Origin of the sequence: Paraurantiacibacter namhicola (assembly GCF_001687545.1) — a bacterium.
Lineage (GTDB): Bacteria > Pseudomonadota > Alphaproteobacteria > Sphingomonadales > Sphingomonadaceae > Paraurantiacibacter > Paraurantiacibacter namhicola.
The window spans coordinates 149,474-167,574 of the sequence record NZ_CP016545.1; the positions used below are offsets into that span (position 1 = coordinate 149,474).

Genomic DNA, 18,101 nt, shown 5'->3' on the forward strand with positions numbered 1-18,101 from the left:
GCCAACCCCAGTACGAGTACAGGTGTTCGCCCGCCCCTTCGCGATACTTCAATTAGACATCCATTCGAAACCGCGTTCCTACAGGATGGGAAGCTAACGAGGAATCGCATTCAACGTCCAGGCTTTGGGGAAATGGCTGACCCCGCGCCGGACGAACGTGTCTCGTCCCGTGCTTTCCGCCAACACGACCGGAATCATAAACTTCAACGATGATTTTGGTGTAGCCCCGCATTGCCATATGAGCTCCATTTACTCATCACTCTGCACTAAACGCCACTACCGCAAATTCCGCCTCAAGCCTCTCTGGCGATCACCGTGTCATATCCGCCTACTCTTGAAAGCCCTTCATGGCTATCGATGCCGGTATAGCGAAGCGACGCATCCTCATAGCGCCGGAACGCAAAGACTGCGGCATTCATGCGCTCGGTATTGAAAACCTTGAGGTCAACCAGCAGGTTGAAGTCTGCGACTGTTAGACCAGTGACCGTCAGGAACAGCTCTGGCTCGATTTTTGTGATCACATCGACGAGCGTGTTCTCGCGGAAATCGGTGAGATACATGAAGGCCGGGATGCGCGTTGCGAACTTGATCAGCTTCTCCTGAACCTTTTTGCGCATCGACTTGTATTCGCGCTCCTCTTCGGTGAGTTCCTTCTTCTCCTTCTTGGACAGCTCTCCTTCCTTGCCCTTCTTTTTGAGTTCCTTGACCTTCTCGCTCTTGTTGATGATCGTCTCGATCACGTTGTCGCCGAGGGCGCGCCAGCCCTCGATCCTGCTCACCGCATCCATCGCCTCTTCGCTATCGAGGACGCGGCGCAAAGTGTCATTGTCTACGTTGACCAGCATCGCCGATTCCCACTTGCGCGCGAGAAGGGTTGCCGAGGTGCCTGCCATGGCGATGTCGAGAATGCCGCCCGCATCGATCTGCACCATTTGCGCGCCATCATAGGCAAGCACTGGCAAGAACGAGACGAGATCTGCAACCGCCTTTTCGGGATTGGGTTCGCCCGGCGATAGCCCGATGCCGTATTCCGAAATCTGTCGCAAAGCGCGGGTAGGCGCGAAATCGAAGACGAAGCACGCGGGCTTCAAGACCTCTTCGCGGCTGGGATCATCGCCGTCGGGATTGCTGATCGACCATGGCGATTGCACGCGGAACGCCGCCTGAAAATATGTCTCCGGCGATTTCAGGTTGCGCAGCATCAGGATGGATGACCACTGCTTCACTGTCACACCAGTCGTCAGCTTGCCGCATGACAGCGTGATCGTCTTGGTGTCGTGCCCGCCCTTGATCGCATCGCGTACGGGCGGCAATGCATCCAGACCAATGCCAGCAGCGGTCCCAGCCGAAACGATCACATCATAGTCGTGCCAGAAGGTGTTCTGCTTTTCCTCCAGCAGGTTCTTCATCGCTTCGCAGGCGGCGACATGGGGCAGGAACCAGAATGTGTGATTGAGATAAGGCAACAACCGCACATCGGAGTAAGGCCAAGGTGGGCGGGTTCCGGTCTTGAGGCCAGTGATCGCCTCCGTATCGCCAGAACCGCGAATGATGTTCAGCCACTTCTGGACCTCGTCCTTGTGCGTGAATGTCGCCATCACGCCTTTGCCCGAAGCGGAAAAGAACTCGTTCAAATCGAACTCGTCGAACTCCCCTCCGCTCGCGATGGAGAGCAACTCGTCGGGCATCTGGTAGGTGAGCAGGCGCATTTGCGGCAACGAGCCATAAGGGTTCCGCTGGTCAGGATGCGCCTTCGCAAACTCGGCCTTCGCCCGCTGCTCATCGGTATAGGTCCAGTTGAAGATCTGCTCTTCGATGAACTCGCCAGTGGCCAGCGCCTTGAAGGGAGTGCCGGATAGATAGAGATAGGCGCGCGTGGTGATCGGCAGGAACAGCTCCTCATCGTCACCGACTACGTCGAGCTGGTCATTCACCTTGTCGAGCGTACTGGCAAACTCCTGCTCGATTTCCTTCTTGGCGACCGCTTCGTCCTCACCCTCGAACAGCTCCTTCGCGGAATCGCGCCAGGCACCGAAATGGTATTCGTCGAACACGACCAGATCCCAATTGATCGCGTGAATCCACTCGTTCTTCTTCTTGACGCTGTTGCCGTCCCTTCCGAGCAGGTCCTGGAATGAGCCGAAATAGACCATCGGCGTATCGGCTGGTACCTCCAGCGGATCACCGCCTGACTTCTGCGAAACATAGCGCCAGCCGTCGAAATCGACATGGCTCTCCAGATCGGTCTGCCAGGCATCTTCGACCGCAGGCTTGAAAGTCACCACCAGAACGCGTTTTGCGCCCAGCTTCTTCGCGAGCTGGTAGCTGGTGAAAGTCTTTCCGAAGCGCATCTTGGCGTTCCAGAGGAAGCGCGGAACCGCCTTGGCGTCTTCTGCCCAGCGTGACTGGTAATATTCGAAAGTCTGATCGACCGCGTCGGCTTGCTCATCGCGCATGGGGAAGGTCTGGTCGCGAGCGGTCTCGAACCGCAGGCCCTGTTGCAGCTCGATGATAGCGCTGCGCACATCCTGCGGCGAACAACGCATCCATTCACGCGAAGAGCCGTGCAGGACATTTTCGTGCCCGTTGTTGATCAGCCTCTGCCGCACATCGCCGTCGCGGAATATCGAGCCGTCTTCACGCTCTGCAAAAGTATCGGGATCGGTGTGCAGCGTATAGGCTTGCTGCATCTGCCCCTGCGATTGCCTGATGCGGTCGTTGACGTTCTCCTGCGTGGTCTGCCCAACCTTGATCAGGCCAACATAATCGGCAGGGGGATCATCCGGCGACCAAGCATAGATGCGTAGGCGCGCTTCAGGCTTGGACGTCAGGATTTCGTCAATGGAGGGCTTAGTCAACTTCGACATCCATCGGTCGAACAAAAGCTTCTATGAAACCAATTTCTTCGTCAGATAGTCTATACTTTTCATATAGATCAGCGTCCGACCACATTTTCGACCAGTCTTGCTTCGGCACAAATGTGTAGACTTTTCGCGTCGTATCAGCAGAAGGTTTATGCAGCAGGATCAAAAGGCGAGTTAAACGGCACGATAAATAGGAAAGAACACTTTGAGCTTCTGATTTTTTTTCGAATGGTCCAATATACATGTATGTCCAAGATGATATGCTTCCCGGCTCTCCCAAGAATGGCGTGCTCAAAATTTTGTGAGGATAGGTGTCTTTATTGCCAGTTCCTGGCGCAGCTCTTCCAATAAAAACCTTCCATTTATCGAAAGTGTGCTCTTCTTTGCCTACTTCAGAGCGTGCTATATAACCGACGCCTCCATTCCTGTAGACCTTCAGATCGTCATCCTTTTTCTCGTCTCGACCTCGAAAAGTGCTCTCCAATCCATAAGCGCCAATTGAACTCACCAAATTAATGAACCGCTTTTCTTCAGGCAAAGCTAACGAACCATCACTCCCGGTTTCATGGGCAACGACCTTTTTCAGTATGGACAGCCCCTCGTTAAAACGCACAAAAATGTCTGCCCCCTCTTCGAGCAACGGACGCGTCATGATTGATGGCTCCCTGCCCTGGTAGTGAGTTGCGACGCGGCAGGCCCCGAGATTGTCCCGATCCCATAAGAAGTAGCACACACCCCCCTTGAGTCCGACTCCCGGGAACACGTCAGAGGCCGCAAGAAAATCGTCGATTGAACGGACGCTTGCATCGGAGAGCATCGACTGACGGAAATCGTCCAACCCCATCCCTCCGGAAAACCAACGCGATGGAATAATCATGGACAAGTAACGCGGCTCCAGAGCCTTGGCTTGCTCAACGAACTGATGGTATATCGGTCGAGCCTGTGTGCCATAGCCCCCTGTATTTAGCTGATAAGGGGGATTCCCGATAACGACATCGAACTGCATACTGTCTCCGAATATTTCGCGTGCGAGAGCTTTTGCATTCTCGGTGTGGATTAGAGCGTAGGCGTGAGTTTCCATGTCGTCACCACGCTCAAATGTCTCTTTCGCAACTCCACAATACTTGCACTTTCCGCCTACCCAAGAATGCTCCGTGCGCTCAAACCACACGTTCCCGTTATCATTATCAAAAGTCGACGCCACCGAATGCTCGCCCGTCGCGTGCTTTGAGCAATATAGGCTCCGCCGCGCTAGCAACGCGGTCAGTTGCGTAATACCGATCCCGAACACCTGCTTCGTCAGGATATGATCTACGCGCTCCTGAAGGTCCGGAATCTCTTCCTCCAGCCCGGTGATCAGACGCTTGGTGATCTCGCGCAGGAACACGCCCGACTTGGTGCAGGGGTCTAGAAAGGTGACGCTGCTATCCGCCCAGATGCTCGCGCCATCATTGTCCGCCGCCCAGGCCTCTTCCAGCGTATCGAGCATCCGGTTGGCAAACTCGGGCGGCGTAAACACTTCGTCGTTCGACAGGTTGGCGATGCAGCTCAGCACATCGGGATTGCGCCCTTTCAGGGCAAACGTGGCCTGCTCGCTCATTCGGCACTCTCCCCGTCCTGCGCGGCCAGCTCTCGCACCGTCATCGACGGATAGCTTTCCGTCGGCTGGAATATCTCGTGGCTGCCCAGCCCGGCAAACAGCGAGCGCTCCTCCTTGAACTTCGACATGCCGGTCAGCACGTCCAGTCGGAAGTCGCGCCGGTTGAACTTGCCCTTACCGAGATAGGCCCACTCCACCACCACAATAGGTTCGCCGTCCGCCCCCTTCATGGTCATGGCATCTCCATGAATGAGGTTGAGCGAAAGCACGTGCGACCCCGCGCGATGGAGTTCATCGGTTGGCTCAAGCCCAAGATATTGCGCGAACACCTCCAGCATATTGGCGCGACACTCGGCGATATTGTCTGCCAGCAGCTCGATGCCATAGAGGCTGGTCAGGGCCAGCATGGCGTAGTGGCGTTTCTCGAACGAAGACTTACCATACTTCGTCTCTACCGCTGCCAACTTGCGCTGGAGCACTGGCACGAGGAAATTGCCGCTACCGCAGGCAGGTTCGAGAAAGCGGGAGTCGATGCGCTCGGTCTCGCCCTTGACCAGATCGAGCATCTTTTCGACCAGCCAGGGCGGCGTGAACACCTCACCGTGGTCGGCCACACGCTGCTTCGATCTGATCAGGCTTTCGGTCTTGTACAAGGGCCCATCATCGCGAGTTTCAGCAAACTCCGCCTGGCGCGGTCGCAGCCCCGCTGAGCTACCTTTGCCAGCCATCGCTCCGATCACCTCAAGCGAACGACGAACATTTGGCGGTGGAGTCCGAGCTCCGCTCTCCCACTGTAATACATCGTCCACGGCCACCCCGAACTCCTTGGAAACGTCGTCAACAGACAGGCCAGCCGCAATGCGGGTCGAACGAAGAGTAATGGCTTGCGGGTCTATGTCAGTCATCGTGCAGGACATTAGGGGAGGCCCGCCCTGAAGACGAGTCGGTTGCAAAGCAATCAAACGTCACCAGCCGGATCGGGCCGAGGCCATATCTCGCGAGCGAGCTCAAATAGCTCTTCGCTTCGCTCCCAGATTTTCCCTTCGTGCCAGACCCTTGGCGGGTCATTGCGCAGCCATGCATTCAGACGCAGATCGCTATCCTCGACCATTGCGCGTGTCTTCTTCGGCCACGGTCCGTTCGAGACCGAGGAATTGAGAGGGCCGGTCAACAAAGTCAGATTGCCGACCGTGTGCATCATATCTTCGCGGCCTTCCTCAACCGACTCATCCTCTTCACGCTCATAGTCTTCGTCCGAAGCGTAAGGATAATCATCGAGCTCACCGTTTTGCGGCAAAAGGTGCTCGACCGTCAGCCCGCTTTGGATGTTCACGCGCTCGTTCTTATTCGTTCGGCTGGCATTTTCGAGCGCGGACAAGATCATCACCGCCCTGTCGGGACGCGAGCGCACATAGAGCTTTTTCCAGCACCAGCCCTCTTCAAATCCTTCGTCATCCGGCCAAACAGCCGACCACTCTTGCGAGCGCAAGAGTTCGGCTCTAATTGCCGATGCAACAGACCTCCCCTCGCGATGTGCCGCTTTCGCCTTGGCCAAAACCGACACAAAAAACTTATTGTAATTCTTCGTGGTCAGGTTCCACATGAACCGGCGGATCATGAAGGATTCTACATCCTGGACAGCCTGGTCCACCTCTGCACTTTTGCCCGGTCTCCCTTCGATCGACGCAAGGAAAAGCAGAAGCGGGTAAACGGTGCTTGTATCGAGAGAGCGCAAGCGACGCGCGAAGACCTCAAGTCGAGAATCTCCTTCCGGACTGATCAATCTCCGGAAATGCCCGCTGGCTGCTTTCAAGTCTGCGAGAAACTCTTCGTTGCTGAGCGAGCCGCTATCTCTCCAATCACGAAACTCTTTGAACAGCCGCTCTATGCGAATGCTCGATTCAGTCTGCATCACCAGATAATGGAAGATGAAGAGGTCGATGCGTGGCCTTAGCAGGCGGCCTTGCCTCTCCTCGATATGCCAGAAACGGTTTTCGCCATCCTCGTCCGGCTCATCCACCCGGTCTGTATCGAAATGGTGCCAGTAGGTTCCATAGAGCCGATTGCTCTCCTTGTCGGTGATCCGCATGAATACGAAGTTGCGAATCAGGTCTGAAGGCAAAAGCGGCTGGCCCCGTGCATTCAAGGTTTCGAAGATAATCTGCGGATCGTCGCCGGGCTCCAACTCGATAACGATGAGTTGGAGCGAGTCCTTGATTGCTTTGACGATCGATAGGAAGCGGTCGCCAATCTGTGCTTCGAGTTCTTCGGACGTAAGGAAGTCGCGAAGTGCCTTCTCGAAATAGAGATAGGCTTGTGCCAGCCTTGGTGGACTATCGCCGTAATCGGCATACGTAATCGACAACTCGTTGGCGCTTCCAGCGAGAACAACCTTGGCGAAATCTGCTTGATCGGAGTTCGTAGGCCAGACCTTGAACAATTCGTCAGAATCGTCGTCACAGTCGGGATTGCGCGTCAGCCGTTTGAAGAGTTCACGGTCGCTCTTTTCAGCGTGCAGCTCCTCGCTGAGATCCCGGAGCGCGGAGAGAAAGATCTGAAGGGTGGTTAGGCGTTGCTGGCCATCGATCACGTCCGATCGTGCAATTCCGCGACCTGGTGTCTTGGTTACATTAAGCACGACAGCCCCAAGGAAATGGGACCGGACCTCCCCTTCGACGTCCTTCTCAAGCCGATCGAGGTGAGCCACTGCGCGGCTGGAAATGTCTTCCCAAAGCGGCTCCCATTGATCCTGTTCATTCCAAACATATGACCGCTGGAAAAGCGGAATTACGAAGCGCTTCTCTTTCGAGAAGACTTCAAACACGGTCAATTTGTCTGGCTTCATTGTCACCCCCCAAGAATCGTTTGATTCGGGAAGCTTAGCTCGCGGAAAAGAACTTGAATAGTTCGAGTTGACGAGCGCTAAGAATGCCGTCTTGCCAACTCAGCAATCAGTTCAGCTGTGTCCAACCGGGCCATCACATCTGTCGAGACGCCTGTCCCCGCTTTTCGTATAAGTTCCGCCTGCTTTACGGCCGGGACGGTGCCGTAACTAGTCAGCGTCGTCAGCACGCGCTCATGGCCCAAGTTTTGCGACCATGCCTTGAACTCTTCGGGGCTCCTGCAAGTGCGCTCGCCAAGTTGCACGAGTGCATCGCGGAAGCTGTGGGGATTGAAATAGGGCAGGCCAGCCACCTCGAACGCCTCGCGGAAGATCTTGCGGATCGGCCCCGCTCCGCTCCAATGCTCACGCGACAGACCGACGGCCTGGAAGCCGCCAGTCTCGCCAAGTCCCATCTGCGTCTTAGGGAAGAGCGGGTCATTGTCGCCCCAGAGCAGCGAGTCACGCAGGTAGGCACACCAGTCGATTACAATCTTCATCGCGTCACCGCCAACAGGGAAGAACCAGGTCGGGAAGCTCTTGCTCGCCTTCGTGTTCACGTCGCGGGCGTCCTGGTCGACAAGCCCCTCCGATAGATTCACGTGCTTGAGCTTGAACGAGGCGAGCGCCCCGTCCCGCGCGCCGGTCAGGATGGTGAACGCAATCAGCGCGCGGTTGCGCTTCTCGATGTCCGTCACGGCGGGCATCGACGCGATCACGTGGTACACCTGCTCCAACGTAGGCACCGGCTTCTGGCGGCTGGCCTTGGCGATGCGGACATCCTTCTCGGACAAATTGAAGTAGTCGGCATCGGAATAGGAAATCTTCGACTTGTAGCCCGGTTGGCCAGCGAGCCAGATGAAGAACGCGCGCAGAGCAGAGAGCGTCGAGTGGACGGTCGCCCGCGCCAGCGGCTTCCCCGTGCGCAGGTTCACTTCGAGGTCCAGCTTTCGCTTGAAAGCCTTCGCTTGTTCGCGGTGGAACTTCTTGAAGTCCTTGTGACCAGTGACTTCCTCGAAGCGGGCAAGTGCCTTCGCAACCTGATCGATCGACGCTTCGTCGCGCCGCATCGCCTCCTTCATGTAGTCGAAATATTCCCGCTTGATCCGGGTGTTTGCCGCGTTGTGCCTTGCCATGGCCTAGTCCTCCGCAAGTTTGTCAGTGTTTAGGGAGGGCGTTGTCCGCACTCCTATGCTCGGAGAGGCTTGCGTGATCTGGACATCGATTTTGGGCATGACTGCCGAGATCGCCGTTCGCCGCACGCGGCGGTGCATCATACTTCCGCAGGTCTCACACATTGCCTTGAGGTTGCCGGTCGTATCGTTCAGCGGGACATACTCGACCATTTCGAGCGCAGGCCGCTTCCCCTCGCGACACTTCACGCAATAGAGCTGGCCCAGTTTCAGCGGGCACTTCTTCGACTTGGTCCGTTTAGCCAACCACACCTGGAACTCGTCACCATGGATCAGGACGGGGCGAGTGCCATCGACAACGGGCAATCCGTCCTTCAACCAGCTCCGCACAGTGTGCTTATGCACACCGAGCAGCTGCGCCAGTTCTGCGACGTCATAAGACCGATGCAGTTTGGCGAGACGCGAGTTGACCCGGCCCATTTCTGAGTCGCCCTAGTCCTGCCCGTCGGCCAGGCGCATGATCGACGCGGTCGTCACCAAGCGGCGGCGACCCATCTTGCGGGTTTCGAGCTTGCCCTCGTTGATCAAGGCATAGATCGAAGTGCGGCCAAGGTTCAGAACCTTGGCGGCTTCGTTGATAGAGACAAGCAGTGCTTCCATGTTCGCGCTCCGTAGTTGGCTGGCAAGTGCCAGCGGATGCGAACAAGCATCGGCGAAATCAGTCTTTCTGTCGGACGAGAAGGCCGAAATAGGGCCGCAAATGGCCGCACTCGGTATTTCAGACCTTCGCAGCTTCTTCCCAGATCAGCTTCGCATATGGTCGAACGGTGCTTTCGGAAGGACTGTTTTCACCTTCGGTTAGATGCTGAATCAAACAGCGCTCAACATCGGCTTGGCTCGATGGTTTGAAGTCGCCACGATGGATAAGGCCAAAAACCGCCAGAGTTGCAGAAGGCCAATCATATTTTGGTCTGCGGCCAACTCTTCCGCTCGATTCGGGAGTTGCAGGTTGCTCGGGTAAGTTCAGACATGCGGCAACGCTTGATCGAAGAAAATGCACGCCGCTGACTTCAACGTATCTTGAACCGATAGGAGAGGAGCCTTCACCTGCGAAAAAGCCGATTTCCCACTTGCTTCGTGCACCGATTGGGCGTGCGAAGTCACTCCAGAACCAATCTGGTATCTCCCACTCTCGCTCCTCCCAGTCCCACCTGAGAAAGTTGGTAGGTCGCGAGGCTCCGTGTGCCTCGACTGCAACTCCGACCAAGAAGCCAAGTCGAGCCTGTTCGACTATGTATTCTGAACCATTTTCTTTGCCGCAGTGGTAAGCCAGCTGCCGAGCATCATCAGCGGGAATCCACTTGTCATTGCCCGCGACGGAAAGAACGCGCCGTTTCTCTGGACGCAATTCAAAGGGCAACATCATCAAGAGGCTAGACAGCGAAAACTTTACGCCAAAGGCTTGCCATTCTCCCTGGAAGTCTCCTCGCTCAATCGAGGTTGCGAAGTCACCCGTTTGCCAATCCTGCTCAAGTGCTCCGTGCCCTTCAGCCCACCAAAACTCCTTAGGAATGTTAGCATTGGTTGCGCTCTGGTCGCCTCGATGGAGAGAAGAAGCTCGCGCCAAGACTTCACCCTTATGAAGCCGCGCGCAAAGAGACATTCGGTCGATGCCGAGTTCTAGCGCCGTGCTTGCAGCGATCCATTGATCGGCCATTTGCAAAGACTATCGCGAGGCAATTCCTGAGCGCAAGCGAACGGTAGCGAACGCTGGTGGATTATCAGGTTGTAGGATCAGCCACTCTTGCACTGGGGAACTCTACAACTTCGCCACCGACCCGCAGCTGATCCAAGTAGTCACTCCACCACCGCGTCATTTCCAGGCGCTCATGCCAGTGCGTGCCCCGATGATAGGTGCCTCGAACCGCATTGCTGTCCTTATGGGCCAGCGCCCGTTCGATAGCATCCGGCGACCACTTACCACTCTCGTTGAGCAAGGTACTGGCCATCGCCCGAAAGCCATGTGCGGTCATTTCCTTGCCGCTGTAACCCAGCCGCCGAAGTGCGGCATTGATGGTGTTTTCCGACATTGGCCGCTTGCCGGGATAGAGCGACGAGAAAACGTAGCGCTGGCCCGCGCTGATGGCCTTGGCCGACTCCATCAACGCAAGCGACTGCTTCGACAGCGGCACAACATGCGGGTCACGCATTTTCATCTTCTCGGCGGGGATCGTCCAGATGGCCTCGTCGAGATCGAACTCCTGCCATTCCGCGCGGCGAAGTTCGCCGGGGCGTACAAAGACGTGAGGCGTCAATTGGAGCGCCAGCAGCGTGAGCGGCTGGCCGGAATAGCCATCGATGGCGCGCAGCAACCCACCAACGGCTTCCGGCTCCAGGATGGCGCTGTGGTGCTTCACCTTCGGCGCGGTCAACGCACCGCGCAACAGTGCCGACGGATCAGCGTTCGCGCGGGAGGTCGCAACGGCATACCGAAAAATGCGGCCAGAAAGCGAACGCATCCGCCGCGCTGTCTCCAACTGGCCTTGAGACTCGACATCCTTCAGCGACGCCAACAGTTCGGCTGGCGTGATTTCCGAAATAGGCCGCTTGCCAAGATCGCGATTGAGCAACGATAGCAGCCACTGGGTCTTCTTGATCGTGACCGCCGCCCTTTCCTCCCGCTCCATCTTGGCGACGTATTCCTCACCGATCGACGCAAACGTGTTCGCAGCCGCTTCCTTGGCTTCATCCTTCAGCGCCGCTTTGACAGTCGCGGGATCGGTGCCGTTGGCAAGAATCGTCCGCGCCTCGTCGCGCCGCTCGCGCGCCACCTTCAGCGAAACGTCCGGATAGATGCCCAGCGAGAGCTTCTTCTCCTTGCCGAGATAGCGGTATTTCAGCCGCCAGAGTTTCCCGCCTGATGGCTGGACAAGCAGGAACAGCCCGCGCTCGTCGAATAGCTTCTTCGGCTTGGGGCCGGGTTTGGCGTTGCGGATCGATGTATCGGTAAGCGCCATATTGGGGGCCACTCCTGAAAGCCATTTCAGAATGGCCCCCAGCGTGGCCCCCACAATGTCGCGATTGTCGGCGAATGTGAGCGGGCGCCAGCGGCCAAATCAGCCCTACTTTTGGCAGATTTCCGCGGTTTTTGCAACCGCCAGCGAACATCGATGTACGATGAAATGGTGCCCAGAAGAGGACTCGAACCTCCACGCCCTTGCGAGCGCCGCCACCTGAAGACGGTGCGTCTACCAATTCCGCCATCTGGGCACCGGAAGCAGGCAACACATCGTTGGTTGCTGCGGGTAGGGGCGCGCCGATAGCCCCCCTTGCGCACCTGTGTCAACGATTCTGCGGCTGCCAGGGCAAATGAAATGACAGTACGCACCGGGCCCCGCCCACCTGCCTGCTTGCGGCGCGCCGCGCCATGCGGCATGGCCGCGGGCGAACAGGCATGCGGAACCCGGCAGGGGGCCGCCGGATTGGACAGGTATGGCAAAGGCATCTCCCCTCTCAGGCAAGCTGGTCACGCTGATCGGCGGCAATGGCTTCCTCGGCCGGCACGTGGCGCAGGCCCTGCTGGAGCGCGGCGCGCGTGTGCGCGTGGCCGGGCGCAATCCGGAAAGCGCATTCTCACTGAAACCGCTCGCCAATCTGGGCCAGCTGCAATTCGCCCGCTGCAACGCGAAGGACAAGCGCAGTATCGAGGCCGTGATGCAGAGCTCGGATGCGGCGGTTTACCTCGTCGGCACCTTTGCCGGTGACCAGGAAGCCTTGCAGGCCAAGGGAGCGGGCCTTGCCGCCCGCTACGCCGCCGAGCAGGGCGCGCAGAGCTTCGTCTATATCTCCGCCATCGGGGCCGATGCGGATGACGAACAGAGCGGTTACGCTCGCACCAAGGGGCTTGGCGAGAAGCTGGTGCTGGAAGCCTTCCCCAAGGCCAGCATCATGCGCCCGTCGATCATCTTCGGCGAGGAAGACGATTTCACCAACATGTTCGCCGGGATGATCAGCAATTTGCCGGCCCTGCCCGTGTTCGGGGCGGATTCGCCGATCCAGCCGGTGTGGGTGGACGATGTGGCCGAGGCGGTCGCCGTGGCGCTGGAAGATCCCGGCAAGCATGGCGGCAAGCGTTTCGAGCTGGGCGGGCCGGACGTGATCACGATGGAAGAGCTGCACGAGAAGCTGGCCGCCGCACAGGATCGCAAGCGCAGCTTCATTCCCGTGCCCGATGCGCTGGGCAAGATCTTTGCCGCCATCCCCTTCACGCCGATGAATTCGGACCAGTTCTTGCTGCTGAAGCGCGGCAGCACGGTTGGCGGCAAGCTGCCCACCATCGGCAAGCTGGGCATCACGCCGCGGCCGCTGGACCTGTTCCTGGACAAGTGGATGCAGCGCTACAGGAAGCACGGGCGCTTCACCAAGGCCCGCGTCTCCAGCTGACCTAGTCCTTAGCGGGAGGCTCCGGCTCTGCGTCACTTTCGGTCGCAGGCTGAGTGCTCTCGTCCGTCAGAAGGTTCAGCGGCTCCACCAGCAGCACGGCGCCATCGCTGCCGGTAATGCGCACCTTCGTGCCGCTGGGGCAGTCCTGGCCGCGCGCAGGCCAAACGCTGTCGCCCTGCAGGACGCGGCCCTCGCCATCCTCGATAGCATCGGCGACCACTGCGGTCTGGCCCACCATGCGCCCCGTACGCTTGTTCATGAGCGGGTCGGAACTGACGATCGGACGCTCCTTGAGGAAGCGCTTGGCCGAGAAGGCGATGATCAGGCTGAGGAATACGAAGTCGATCACCTGCATGGCGGGTGACAGGTCGAGGCCGTAAGTCAGCACGCCGGTGATCAGGGCGGCGACGGCCAGCCAGATCAGGTAGACACCGGGCACCAGCATCTCCAGCGCGGCCAGCACGACGCCCAGCGTCAGCCACAGCCAGTGGGCATCGATTCCTTCCCAGTCCATCGGCCCGGCCCCCGCTTACTCGCCGCGCTTCGTGCGCGGGACGGGGGAGCGGCGGCTGTCGGGGATCGGCGTGCCGACATCGCCGGTCTTGTCGCCGATGATGTCCTTTGCCAGCTCTCCGATACCGCCCAGCGTGCCCATCAGCTGGGTCGCTTCCATCGGGAACAGGATGGTCTTGGCATTGGGGCTGGTGGCGAACTTGCCGATCGCCTTGGTGTATTCCTGCGCCACGAAGTAATTGATCGCCTGGCTGCCGGAACTGGCGATGGCATCGGACACCATTTGCGTGGCCTTGGCCTCGGCCTCGGCAGCGCGTTCGCGCGCCTCGGCGTCGCGGAAGGCGGCTTCGCGCTTGCCCTCTGCTTCCAGGATGGCGGACTGCTTGGAGCCTTCCGAGCGCAGGATGGCGCTGGTCTTGTCGCCTTCGGCTTCGAGGATTTCGGCGCGCTTCAGGCGCTCGGCCTTCATCTGGCGGGCCATGGCTTCGGAAATGTCCAGCGGCGGGCGGATGTCCTTGATCTCCACGCGGGTGATCTTCACGCCCCACGGCGAAGTGGCATGATCGACCACCGACAGCAGGCGCGCATTGATCTCGTCACGCTTTGACAGCGTCTCGTCCAAATCCATCGAACCCATCACGGTGCGCAGGTTCGTGGTGGTGAGCGCCATGATCGCCTGGAACAGGTTGGAGACCTCGTATGCGGCCTTACCGGCGTCCAGCACCTGGAAGAAGACCACCGCATCCACACCGACCATGGCATTGTCTGCCGTGATGATTTCCTGGCCCGGGATGTCCAGCACCTGCTCCATCATGTTCACCTTCTGCCCGACGCGGTCGATGAAGGGGATGATCAAGTGCAGGCCCGGCTCTGCGGCCAGCGTGAACTTGCCCAGCCGCTCGATGGTGTAGACGAAGCCCTGCTTCACGACGCGTACGCCCATCAGCAGGAAGATGAGGGTTGCCAGCACCAGTGCGCCAAGCAGGATTTCCATGTTTGCTCTCCCGTTCCGGCTGGCAGGATAGCGCAGCGGGGGCGGCGGGCAAGCGAAACCGGTGGTCCGGCGGCGGGGCGGCGCTCAGTAGCGGGTGGTAAAGTCCACCAGCGATTGCGGAAGCAGGTCGAGGATGGCGGCCTCCAGCAGCTTGTCCGCGCCTGTCAGGACCGCAAGGCCCACGCCAAACAGGATCACGCCGAACACCGGCTTGGCATATTTCGCGATGGCCGCCGTACCCTTCACCCGGTCACGCATGGCAGCGCGCGAGCCGTAAGCGAAGGCGAGGATGCTGCCTGCGACACCTACGCCGAAGAAGGCGAAAGTCGCGAAGCTCTGCGCCAGGTTCTCACCCGCGCTGGCAGCGCCGATGGCTGCGCCCAGCGTGGGGCCGACGCAGGGTGCCCACACGATGCCGAGCAGCGTGCCGACGAGGAATTGCCCGCCCGCGCCGTCTCCGCCCACACGGCCCAGCATGCGGTTGCCGACATTGGCCAGCGGCGCGCCCCATTGGCTGAGCTTTGCCTGCAGCGGCGGCACCAGCAGCACGACACCGGCCAGCGCCAGCAGCACGCCCGCCACGACCCGCAGGCTGCGCGCGTCGAGACCGATGGCGTGGCCAAAGGCGAGGACAGCGAAGCCAAAGACGGTGAAGGACAGGACGAGGCCCAGCGCCAGGGCGAGCGGCCCGTAGCGGCTCTTGCCCAGCGATGACCCGACAATCACGGGCATCAGGGGCAGGACGCAGGGGTTCAGTATGGTGATCGCGCCCGCCAGCAAGGCGAGCAGGTAGCTGGCGGTCATCGCGTGAAACCCCTGCGCTGCGTTGGAAGATGTGGGAGCGGCGCCTTACAGCGCCTGGCTGACCAGCGCTTCCAGCTTGGCCGGATCGGTTTCAGCAACCGAGCGGGCGACTTCCTTGCCGTCCTTGAATACCAGGACGGTGGACTGGCGCGGGATGGCATGGGTTTCGAGGAACTGCGCATCGTTGTCGTAATCGACGCGCACGAAGTTCACGCCTTCGAACTTGGGATCGGTGCGGAAGCCTTCCAGGATCGGTTCCTGGCTGCGGCACGTGGGGCACCACGGCGCGTAGACGTCCACCACGATGGGCTCGCCGTCTGCCTGCAGCGCATCGAATTGCGCAGCTTCATAGCCGGGCCAGTTCGTGGCCGGTTCGTCATCGAACTTGGGCGTCAGCGCGTACCAGGCGATGGCAGCTGCGCCTGCCAGTGCAAGGATGATAAGGATAATGCGGGTCATAGAAGGCTCCTGCGTGTGTTTTTGTTGTAGTGTCTGGCTAATTCTCGGTGAGCGCGGGTTACAAAGCGCGCTTCAGCAAGGCGCCAAGTTTTTCGGGATTGGTTTCCGCTACGGAGCGGCCCACTTCGCGGCCACCCTTGAACACCAGGATGGTGGATTGGCGCGGTATGCGAAAGTCTTTCAGAAACTGGCGGTCGTTGTCGTAATCGACCCGCACGAAGGCAACATCGCCAAACGCATCGCTCTTGCGGTAACGATCGAGGATCCCGGCCTGCACACGGCAGGTGGGGCACCACGAAGCGTGGACATCAACCACGATGGGCCGGCCGGACGCTCTCAACGTCTCGAACGATGCCGGCGAATAGGCCTTCCAGCCGGAAACCTCCCGCGCCTCTGCAGGAGCAATCCATGCGGAGAGGACCAGGAAGGCAGCGCCTGCCAGAATTGTCAGGGCGAGAAAGATACGGGACATGATGCGTTCCTGAAAGTAAACGGGTTCAGGAAGCATTCGCAGCGGGCGGGAATGTGGTTACATCCCCGCCCGCATTATTTTCAAAAAACTCAGTCTTCCGCTTTGCGCGATGCGCGCTTGCGCTCGTGCGGGTCGAGGTGGCGCTTGCGCAGGCGGATGGACTTGGGTGTCACTTCCACCAGCTCGTCCGGCTGGATGTAGGCGATGGCCTGTTCCAGCGTCATCTTGCGCGGCGGGGTCAGGCGGATGCCTTCATCCTTGCCGCTGGCGCGGAAGTTGGTCAGCTGCTTGGACTTGAGGGGATTGACTTCCAGATCCTGCGGCTTGGCATTCTCGCCGATGATCATGCCCTGGTACAGCTTCTCGTTCGCACCGATGAACAGGACGCCGCGCTCCTCGATGGTGTTGAGCGCATAGGCCATGGCCTCGCCCTGCTCCATGGAGATGAGCACGCCGTTCTGGCGGCCTTCGATCTTGCCCTTGTAGGGGCCGTACTTCTCGAACAGCCGGTTCATGATGCCAGTGCCGCGCGTGTCGGACAGGAACTCGCCGTGATAGCCGATCAGGCCGCGGCTGGGCGCGCTGAAGGTCAGGCGCGTCTTGCCGCCGCCGCTGGGGCGCATGTCGGTCATCTCTGCCTTGCGCAGCGCCATCTTCTCGACAACCGTTCCGGAGAATTCGTCGTCCACGTCGACGACGACAGTCTCGTAAGGCTCCATGCGCTCGCCATTTTCCTCGCGGAACAGCACGCGCGGGCGGCTGATGGAAAGCTCGAAGCCTTCGCGGCGCATGTTCTCGATCAGCACGCCGAGCTGCAATTCGCCGCGGCCAGCGACTTCGAAAGCGTCGCGTTCGGCGCTTTCGGTGACGCGGATGGCGACATTGGTTTCGGCCTCGCGCTCCAGCCGGTCACGGATGACACGGCTCTGCACCTTGTCGCCTTCGCGGCCGGCATAGGGGCTGTCATTGACGCTGAACGTCATGGAGAGCGTGGGCGGATCGATTTCCTGCGCGTGGATCGGCGCGGTCACATTCGGGTGGCAGATGGTGTTGGAAACCGTCGCTTCCGTCAGGCCGGCGATGGCCACGATGTCACCCGCCTTGGCGTGCAGCACCGGCTCGCGTTCCAGGCCGTTATAGGCAAACACCTTGGTGGCGCGGCCCGCTTCGACGAGGTTGCCGTTCACGTCCATCGCCTTGATCGGCATGCCGGTTTCCAGGCGGCCGCTTTCGACGCGGCCGGTCAGGATACGGCCGAGGAAATTGTCGCGGTCCAGCAGGGTGGCCAGCATGGCGAAATCGGCATCGGGATCGAGGTCGGGTTCCGGCACATGGCTGACGATGGCCTTGAACAGCGGCGTCAGGTCGCCATCGCGCGCCTCCATGTCTTCGCTGGCATAGCCGGCTCGGCCCGACGCGTAGAGCACGGGGAAATCGAGCTGCTCGTCATTGGCGTCGAGGTTCACGAACAGGTCGAAGACTTCGTCCAGCACTTCGCTGGCACGGCCGTCGGGACGGTCGATCTTGTTGACGACCACGATCGGGCGCAGGCCCAGGCCCAGCGCCTTGCCGGTGACGAACTTGGTCTGCGGCATCGGGCCTTCGGCAGCGTCGACCAGCAGGATCACGCCGTCCACCATGGACAGGATGCGCTCCACCTCGGCGCCGAAGTCGGCATGGCCGGGCGTATCGACGATGTTGATGCGGTAGTTTTCCTTGCCGCCTTCGGGTGCCCATTCGATGCTGGTCGGCTTCGCAAGGATGGTGATCCCGCGTTCCTTTTCCAGGTCGCCGGAATCCATTGCGCGTTCTTCCACGCGCTGGTTTTCACGGAAGGTGCCGGACTGGCGGAAAAGCTGGTCGACGAGCGTTGTCTTGCCGTGGTCGACGTGGGCGATGATCGCCACGTTGCGAAGGGACATATCGATTCTTTCGGGA

The 18,101-nt window shown here is 59.5% G+C and carries 16 protein-coding genes and 1 tRNA gene; 1 reads left to right on the plus strand and 16 read right to left on the minus strand.

Going from position 1 to position 18,101, the window contains the following annotated elements:
* Window positions 1-293: 293 nt before the first annotated feature.
* The 10 genes from A6F65_RS00715 to A6F65_RS00750 form a co-directional block, all read right to left on the minus strand.
* Window positions 294-2,858, minus strand: a complete 2,565-nt coding sequence (locus A6F65_RS00715; RefSeq protein WP_205631889.1) for a DEAD/DEAH box helicase family protein — start codon at window positions 2,856-2,858, stop codon at window positions 294-296.
* Window positions 2,851-4,464, minus strand: a complete 1,614-nt coding sequence (locus A6F65_RS00720) for an Eco57I restriction-modification methylase domain-containing protein (RefSeq protein ID WP_067784684.1) — start codon at window positions 4,462-4,464, stop codon at window positions 2,851-2,853. Before A6F65_RS00720 ends, A6F65_RS00715 begins: the two co-directional genes overlap by 8 nt.
* Window positions 4,461-5,369, minus strand: coding sequence for a DNA methyltransferase (locus tag A6F65_RS00725; RefSeq protein WP_237164836.1), 909 nt, complete (start codon window positions 5,367-5,369; stop codon window positions 4,461-4,463). The genes A6F65_RS00720 and A6F65_RS00725 overlap by 4 nt, the downstream gene beginning before the upstream one ends.
* A 53-nt stretch (window positions 5,370-5,422) precedes the next feature.
* A complete protein-coding gene (locus A6F65_RS00730) occupies window positions 5,423-7,309 on the minus strand; it encodes a DUF262 domain-containing protein (protein WP_067784690.1) in 1,887 nt (628 codons plus the stop codon).
* Window positions 7,310-7,386: 77 nt separating this feature from the next.
* On the minus strand, window positions 7,387-8,481 hold the full coding sequence (locus A6F65_RS00735) for a tyrosine-type recombinase/integrase (RefSeq protein WP_067784693.1): 1,095 nt from the start codon (window positions 8,479-8,481) through the stop codon (window positions 7,387-7,389).
* A 3-nt stretch (window positions 8,482-8,484) separates the two neighbouring features.
* Complete coding sequence (locus A6F65_RS00740; protein ID WP_067784696.1) at window positions 8,485-8,958, minus strand: helix-turn-helix domain-containing protein; 474 nt, start codon at window positions 8,956-8,958, stop codon at window positions 8,485-8,487.
* A 12-nt stretch (window positions 8,959-8,970) separates the two neighbouring features.
* Window positions 8,971-9,138 (minus strand): helix-turn-helix domain-containing protein, encoded by a 168-nt coding sequence (locus A6F65_RS12630; protein ID WP_083989128.1) that lies wholly within the window; start codon window positions 9,136-9,138, stop codon window positions 8,971-8,973.
* 118 nt (window positions 9,139-9,256) lie between these two features.
* Window positions 9,257-10,195, minus strand: coding sequence for a hypothetical protein (locus tag A6F65_RS12785; protein WP_157093002.1), 939 nt, complete (start codon window positions 10,193-10,195; stop codon window positions 9,257-9,259).
* A gap of 64 nt (window positions 10,196-10,259) precedes the next feature.
* Entirely contained in the window at window positions 10,260-11,495 is a 1,236-nt protein-coding gene (locus tag A6F65_RS00745; RefSeq protein WP_067784699.1) for a tyrosine-type recombinase/integrase, read from the minus strand.
* Window positions 11,496-11,661: 166 nt separating this feature from the next.
* Window positions 11,662-11,748, minus strand: a tRNA-Leu gene (locus tag A6F65_RS00750).
* A gap of 222 nt (window positions 11,749-11,970) precedes the next feature.
* Between A6F65_RS00750 and A6F65_RS00755 the strand changes: the two genes are divergently transcribed.
* A complete protein-coding gene (locus A6F65_RS00755) occupies window positions 11,971-12,921 on the plus strand; it encodes a complex I NDUFA9 subunit family protein (RefSeq protein WP_067784702.1) in 951 nt (316 codons plus the stop codon).
* A 1-nt stretch (window position 12,922) separates the two neighbouring features.
* On the opposite strand, the gene A6F65_RS00760 is transcribed toward A6F65_RS00755, so the two are convergent.
* The 6 genes from A6F65_RS00760 to typA form a co-directional block, all read right to left on the minus strand.
* Window positions 12,923-13,435, minus strand: a complete 513-nt coding sequence (locus tag A6F65_RS00760) for an NfeD family protein (RefSeq protein ID WP_067784705.1) — start codon at window positions 13,433-13,435, stop codon at window positions 12,923-12,925.
* 15 nt (window positions 13,436-13,450) lie between these two features.
* On the minus strand, window positions 13,451-14,428 hold the full coding sequence (locus A6F65_RS00765; protein ID WP_067784708.1) for an SPFH domain-containing protein: 978 nt from the start codon (window positions 14,426-14,428) through the stop codon (window positions 13,451-13,453).
* A gap of 84 nt (window positions 14,429-14,512) precedes the next feature.
* On the minus strand, window positions 14,513-15,232 hold the full coding sequence (locus A6F65_RS00770) for a cytochrome c biogenesis CcdA family protein (protein WP_067784711.1): 720 nt from the start codon (window positions 15,230-15,232) through the stop codon (window positions 14,513-14,515).
* A 45-nt stretch (window positions 15,233-15,277) separates the two neighbouring features.
* Window positions 15,278-15,691 carry a thioredoxin family protein gene (locus A6F65_RS00775; protein ID WP_067784714.1) on the minus strand — a complete coding sequence of 138 codons (414 nt, stop codon included), beginning with the start codon at window positions 15,689-15,691 and terminating at the stop codon, window positions 15,278-15,280.
* Between the two features lie 58 nt (window positions 15,692-15,749).
* Window positions 15,750-16,163 (minus strand): thioredoxin family protein, encoded by a 414-nt coding sequence (locus tag A6F65_RS00780; RefSeq protein WP_169816983.1) that lies wholly within the window; start codon window positions 16,161-16,163, stop codon window positions 15,750-15,752.
* A gap of 89 nt (window positions 16,164-16,252) precedes the next feature.
* Entirely contained in the window at window positions 16,253-18,085 is a 1,833-nt protein-coding gene (gene typA, locus A6F65_RS00785; protein WP_067784717.1) for a translational GTPase TypA, read from the minus strand.
* Window positions 18,086-18,101 lie beyond the last annotated feature (16 nt).

Excerpts from the sequence above, each read along its gene's own strand:
- A6F65_RS00720 (WP_067784684.1), bottom strand. The coding sequence starts at position 4,464 with ATGAGCGAGCAGGCCACGTTTGCCCTGAAAGGGCGCAATCCCGATGTG.
- A6F65_RS00725 (WP_237164836.1), bottom strand. The coding sequence starts at position 5,369 with ATGACTGACATAGACCCGCAAGCCATTACTCTTCGTTCGACCCGCATT.
- A6F65_RS00730 (WP_067784690.1), bottom strand. The coding sequence starts at position 7,309 with ATGAAGCCAGACAAATTGACCGTGTTTGAAGTCTTCTCGAAAGAGAAG.
- A6F65_RS00735 (WP_067784693.1), bottom strand. The coding sequence starts at position 8,481 with ATGGCAAGGCACAACGCGGCAAACACCCGGATCAAGCGGGAATATTTC.
- A6F65_RS00740 (WP_067784696.1), bottom strand. The coding sequence starts at position 8,958 with ATGGGCCGGGTCAACTCGCGTCTCGCCAAACTGCATCGGTCTTATGAC.
- A6F65_RS12630 (WP_083989128.1), bottom strand. The coding sequence starts at position 9,138 with ATGGAAGCACTGCTTGTCTCTATCAACGAAGCCGCCAAGGTTCTGAAC.
- A6F65_RS12785 (WP_157093002.1), bottom strand. The coding sequence starts at position 10,195 with ATGGCCGATCAATGGATCGCTGCAAGCACGGCGCTAGAACTCGGCATC.
- A6F65_RS00745 (WP_067784699.1), bottom strand. The coding sequence starts at position 11,495 with ATGGCGCTTACCGATACATCGATCCGCAACGCCAAACCCGGCCCCAAG.
- A6F65_RS00755 (WP_067784702.1), top strand. The coding sequence starts at position 11,971 with ATGGCAAAGGCATCTCCCCTCTCAGGCAAGCTGGTCACGCTGATCGGC.
- A6F65_RS00760 (WP_067784705.1), bottom strand. The coding sequence starts at position 13,435 with ATGGACTGGGAAGGAATCGATGCCCACTGGCTGTGGCTGACGCTGGGC.
- A6F65_RS00765 (WP_067784708.1), bottom strand. The coding sequence starts at position 14,428 with ATGGAAATCCTGCTTGGCGCACTGGTGCTGGCAACCCTCATCTTCCTG.
- A6F65_RS00770 (WP_067784711.1), bottom strand. The coding sequence starts at position 15,232 with ATGACCGCCAGCTACCTGCTCGCCTTGCTGGCGGGCGCGATCACCATA.
- A6F65_RS00775 (WP_067784714.1), bottom strand. The coding sequence starts at position 15,691 with ATGACCCGCATTATCCTTATCATCCTTGCACTGGCAGGCGCAGCTGCC.
- A6F65_RS00780 (WP_169816983.1), bottom strand. The coding sequence starts at position 16,163 with ATGTCCCGTATCTTTCTCGCCCTGACAATTCTGGCAGGCGCTGCCTTC.
- typA (WP_067784717.1), bottom strand. The coding sequence starts at position 18,085 with ATGTCCCTTCGCAACGTGGCGATCATCGCCCACGTCGACCACGGCAAG.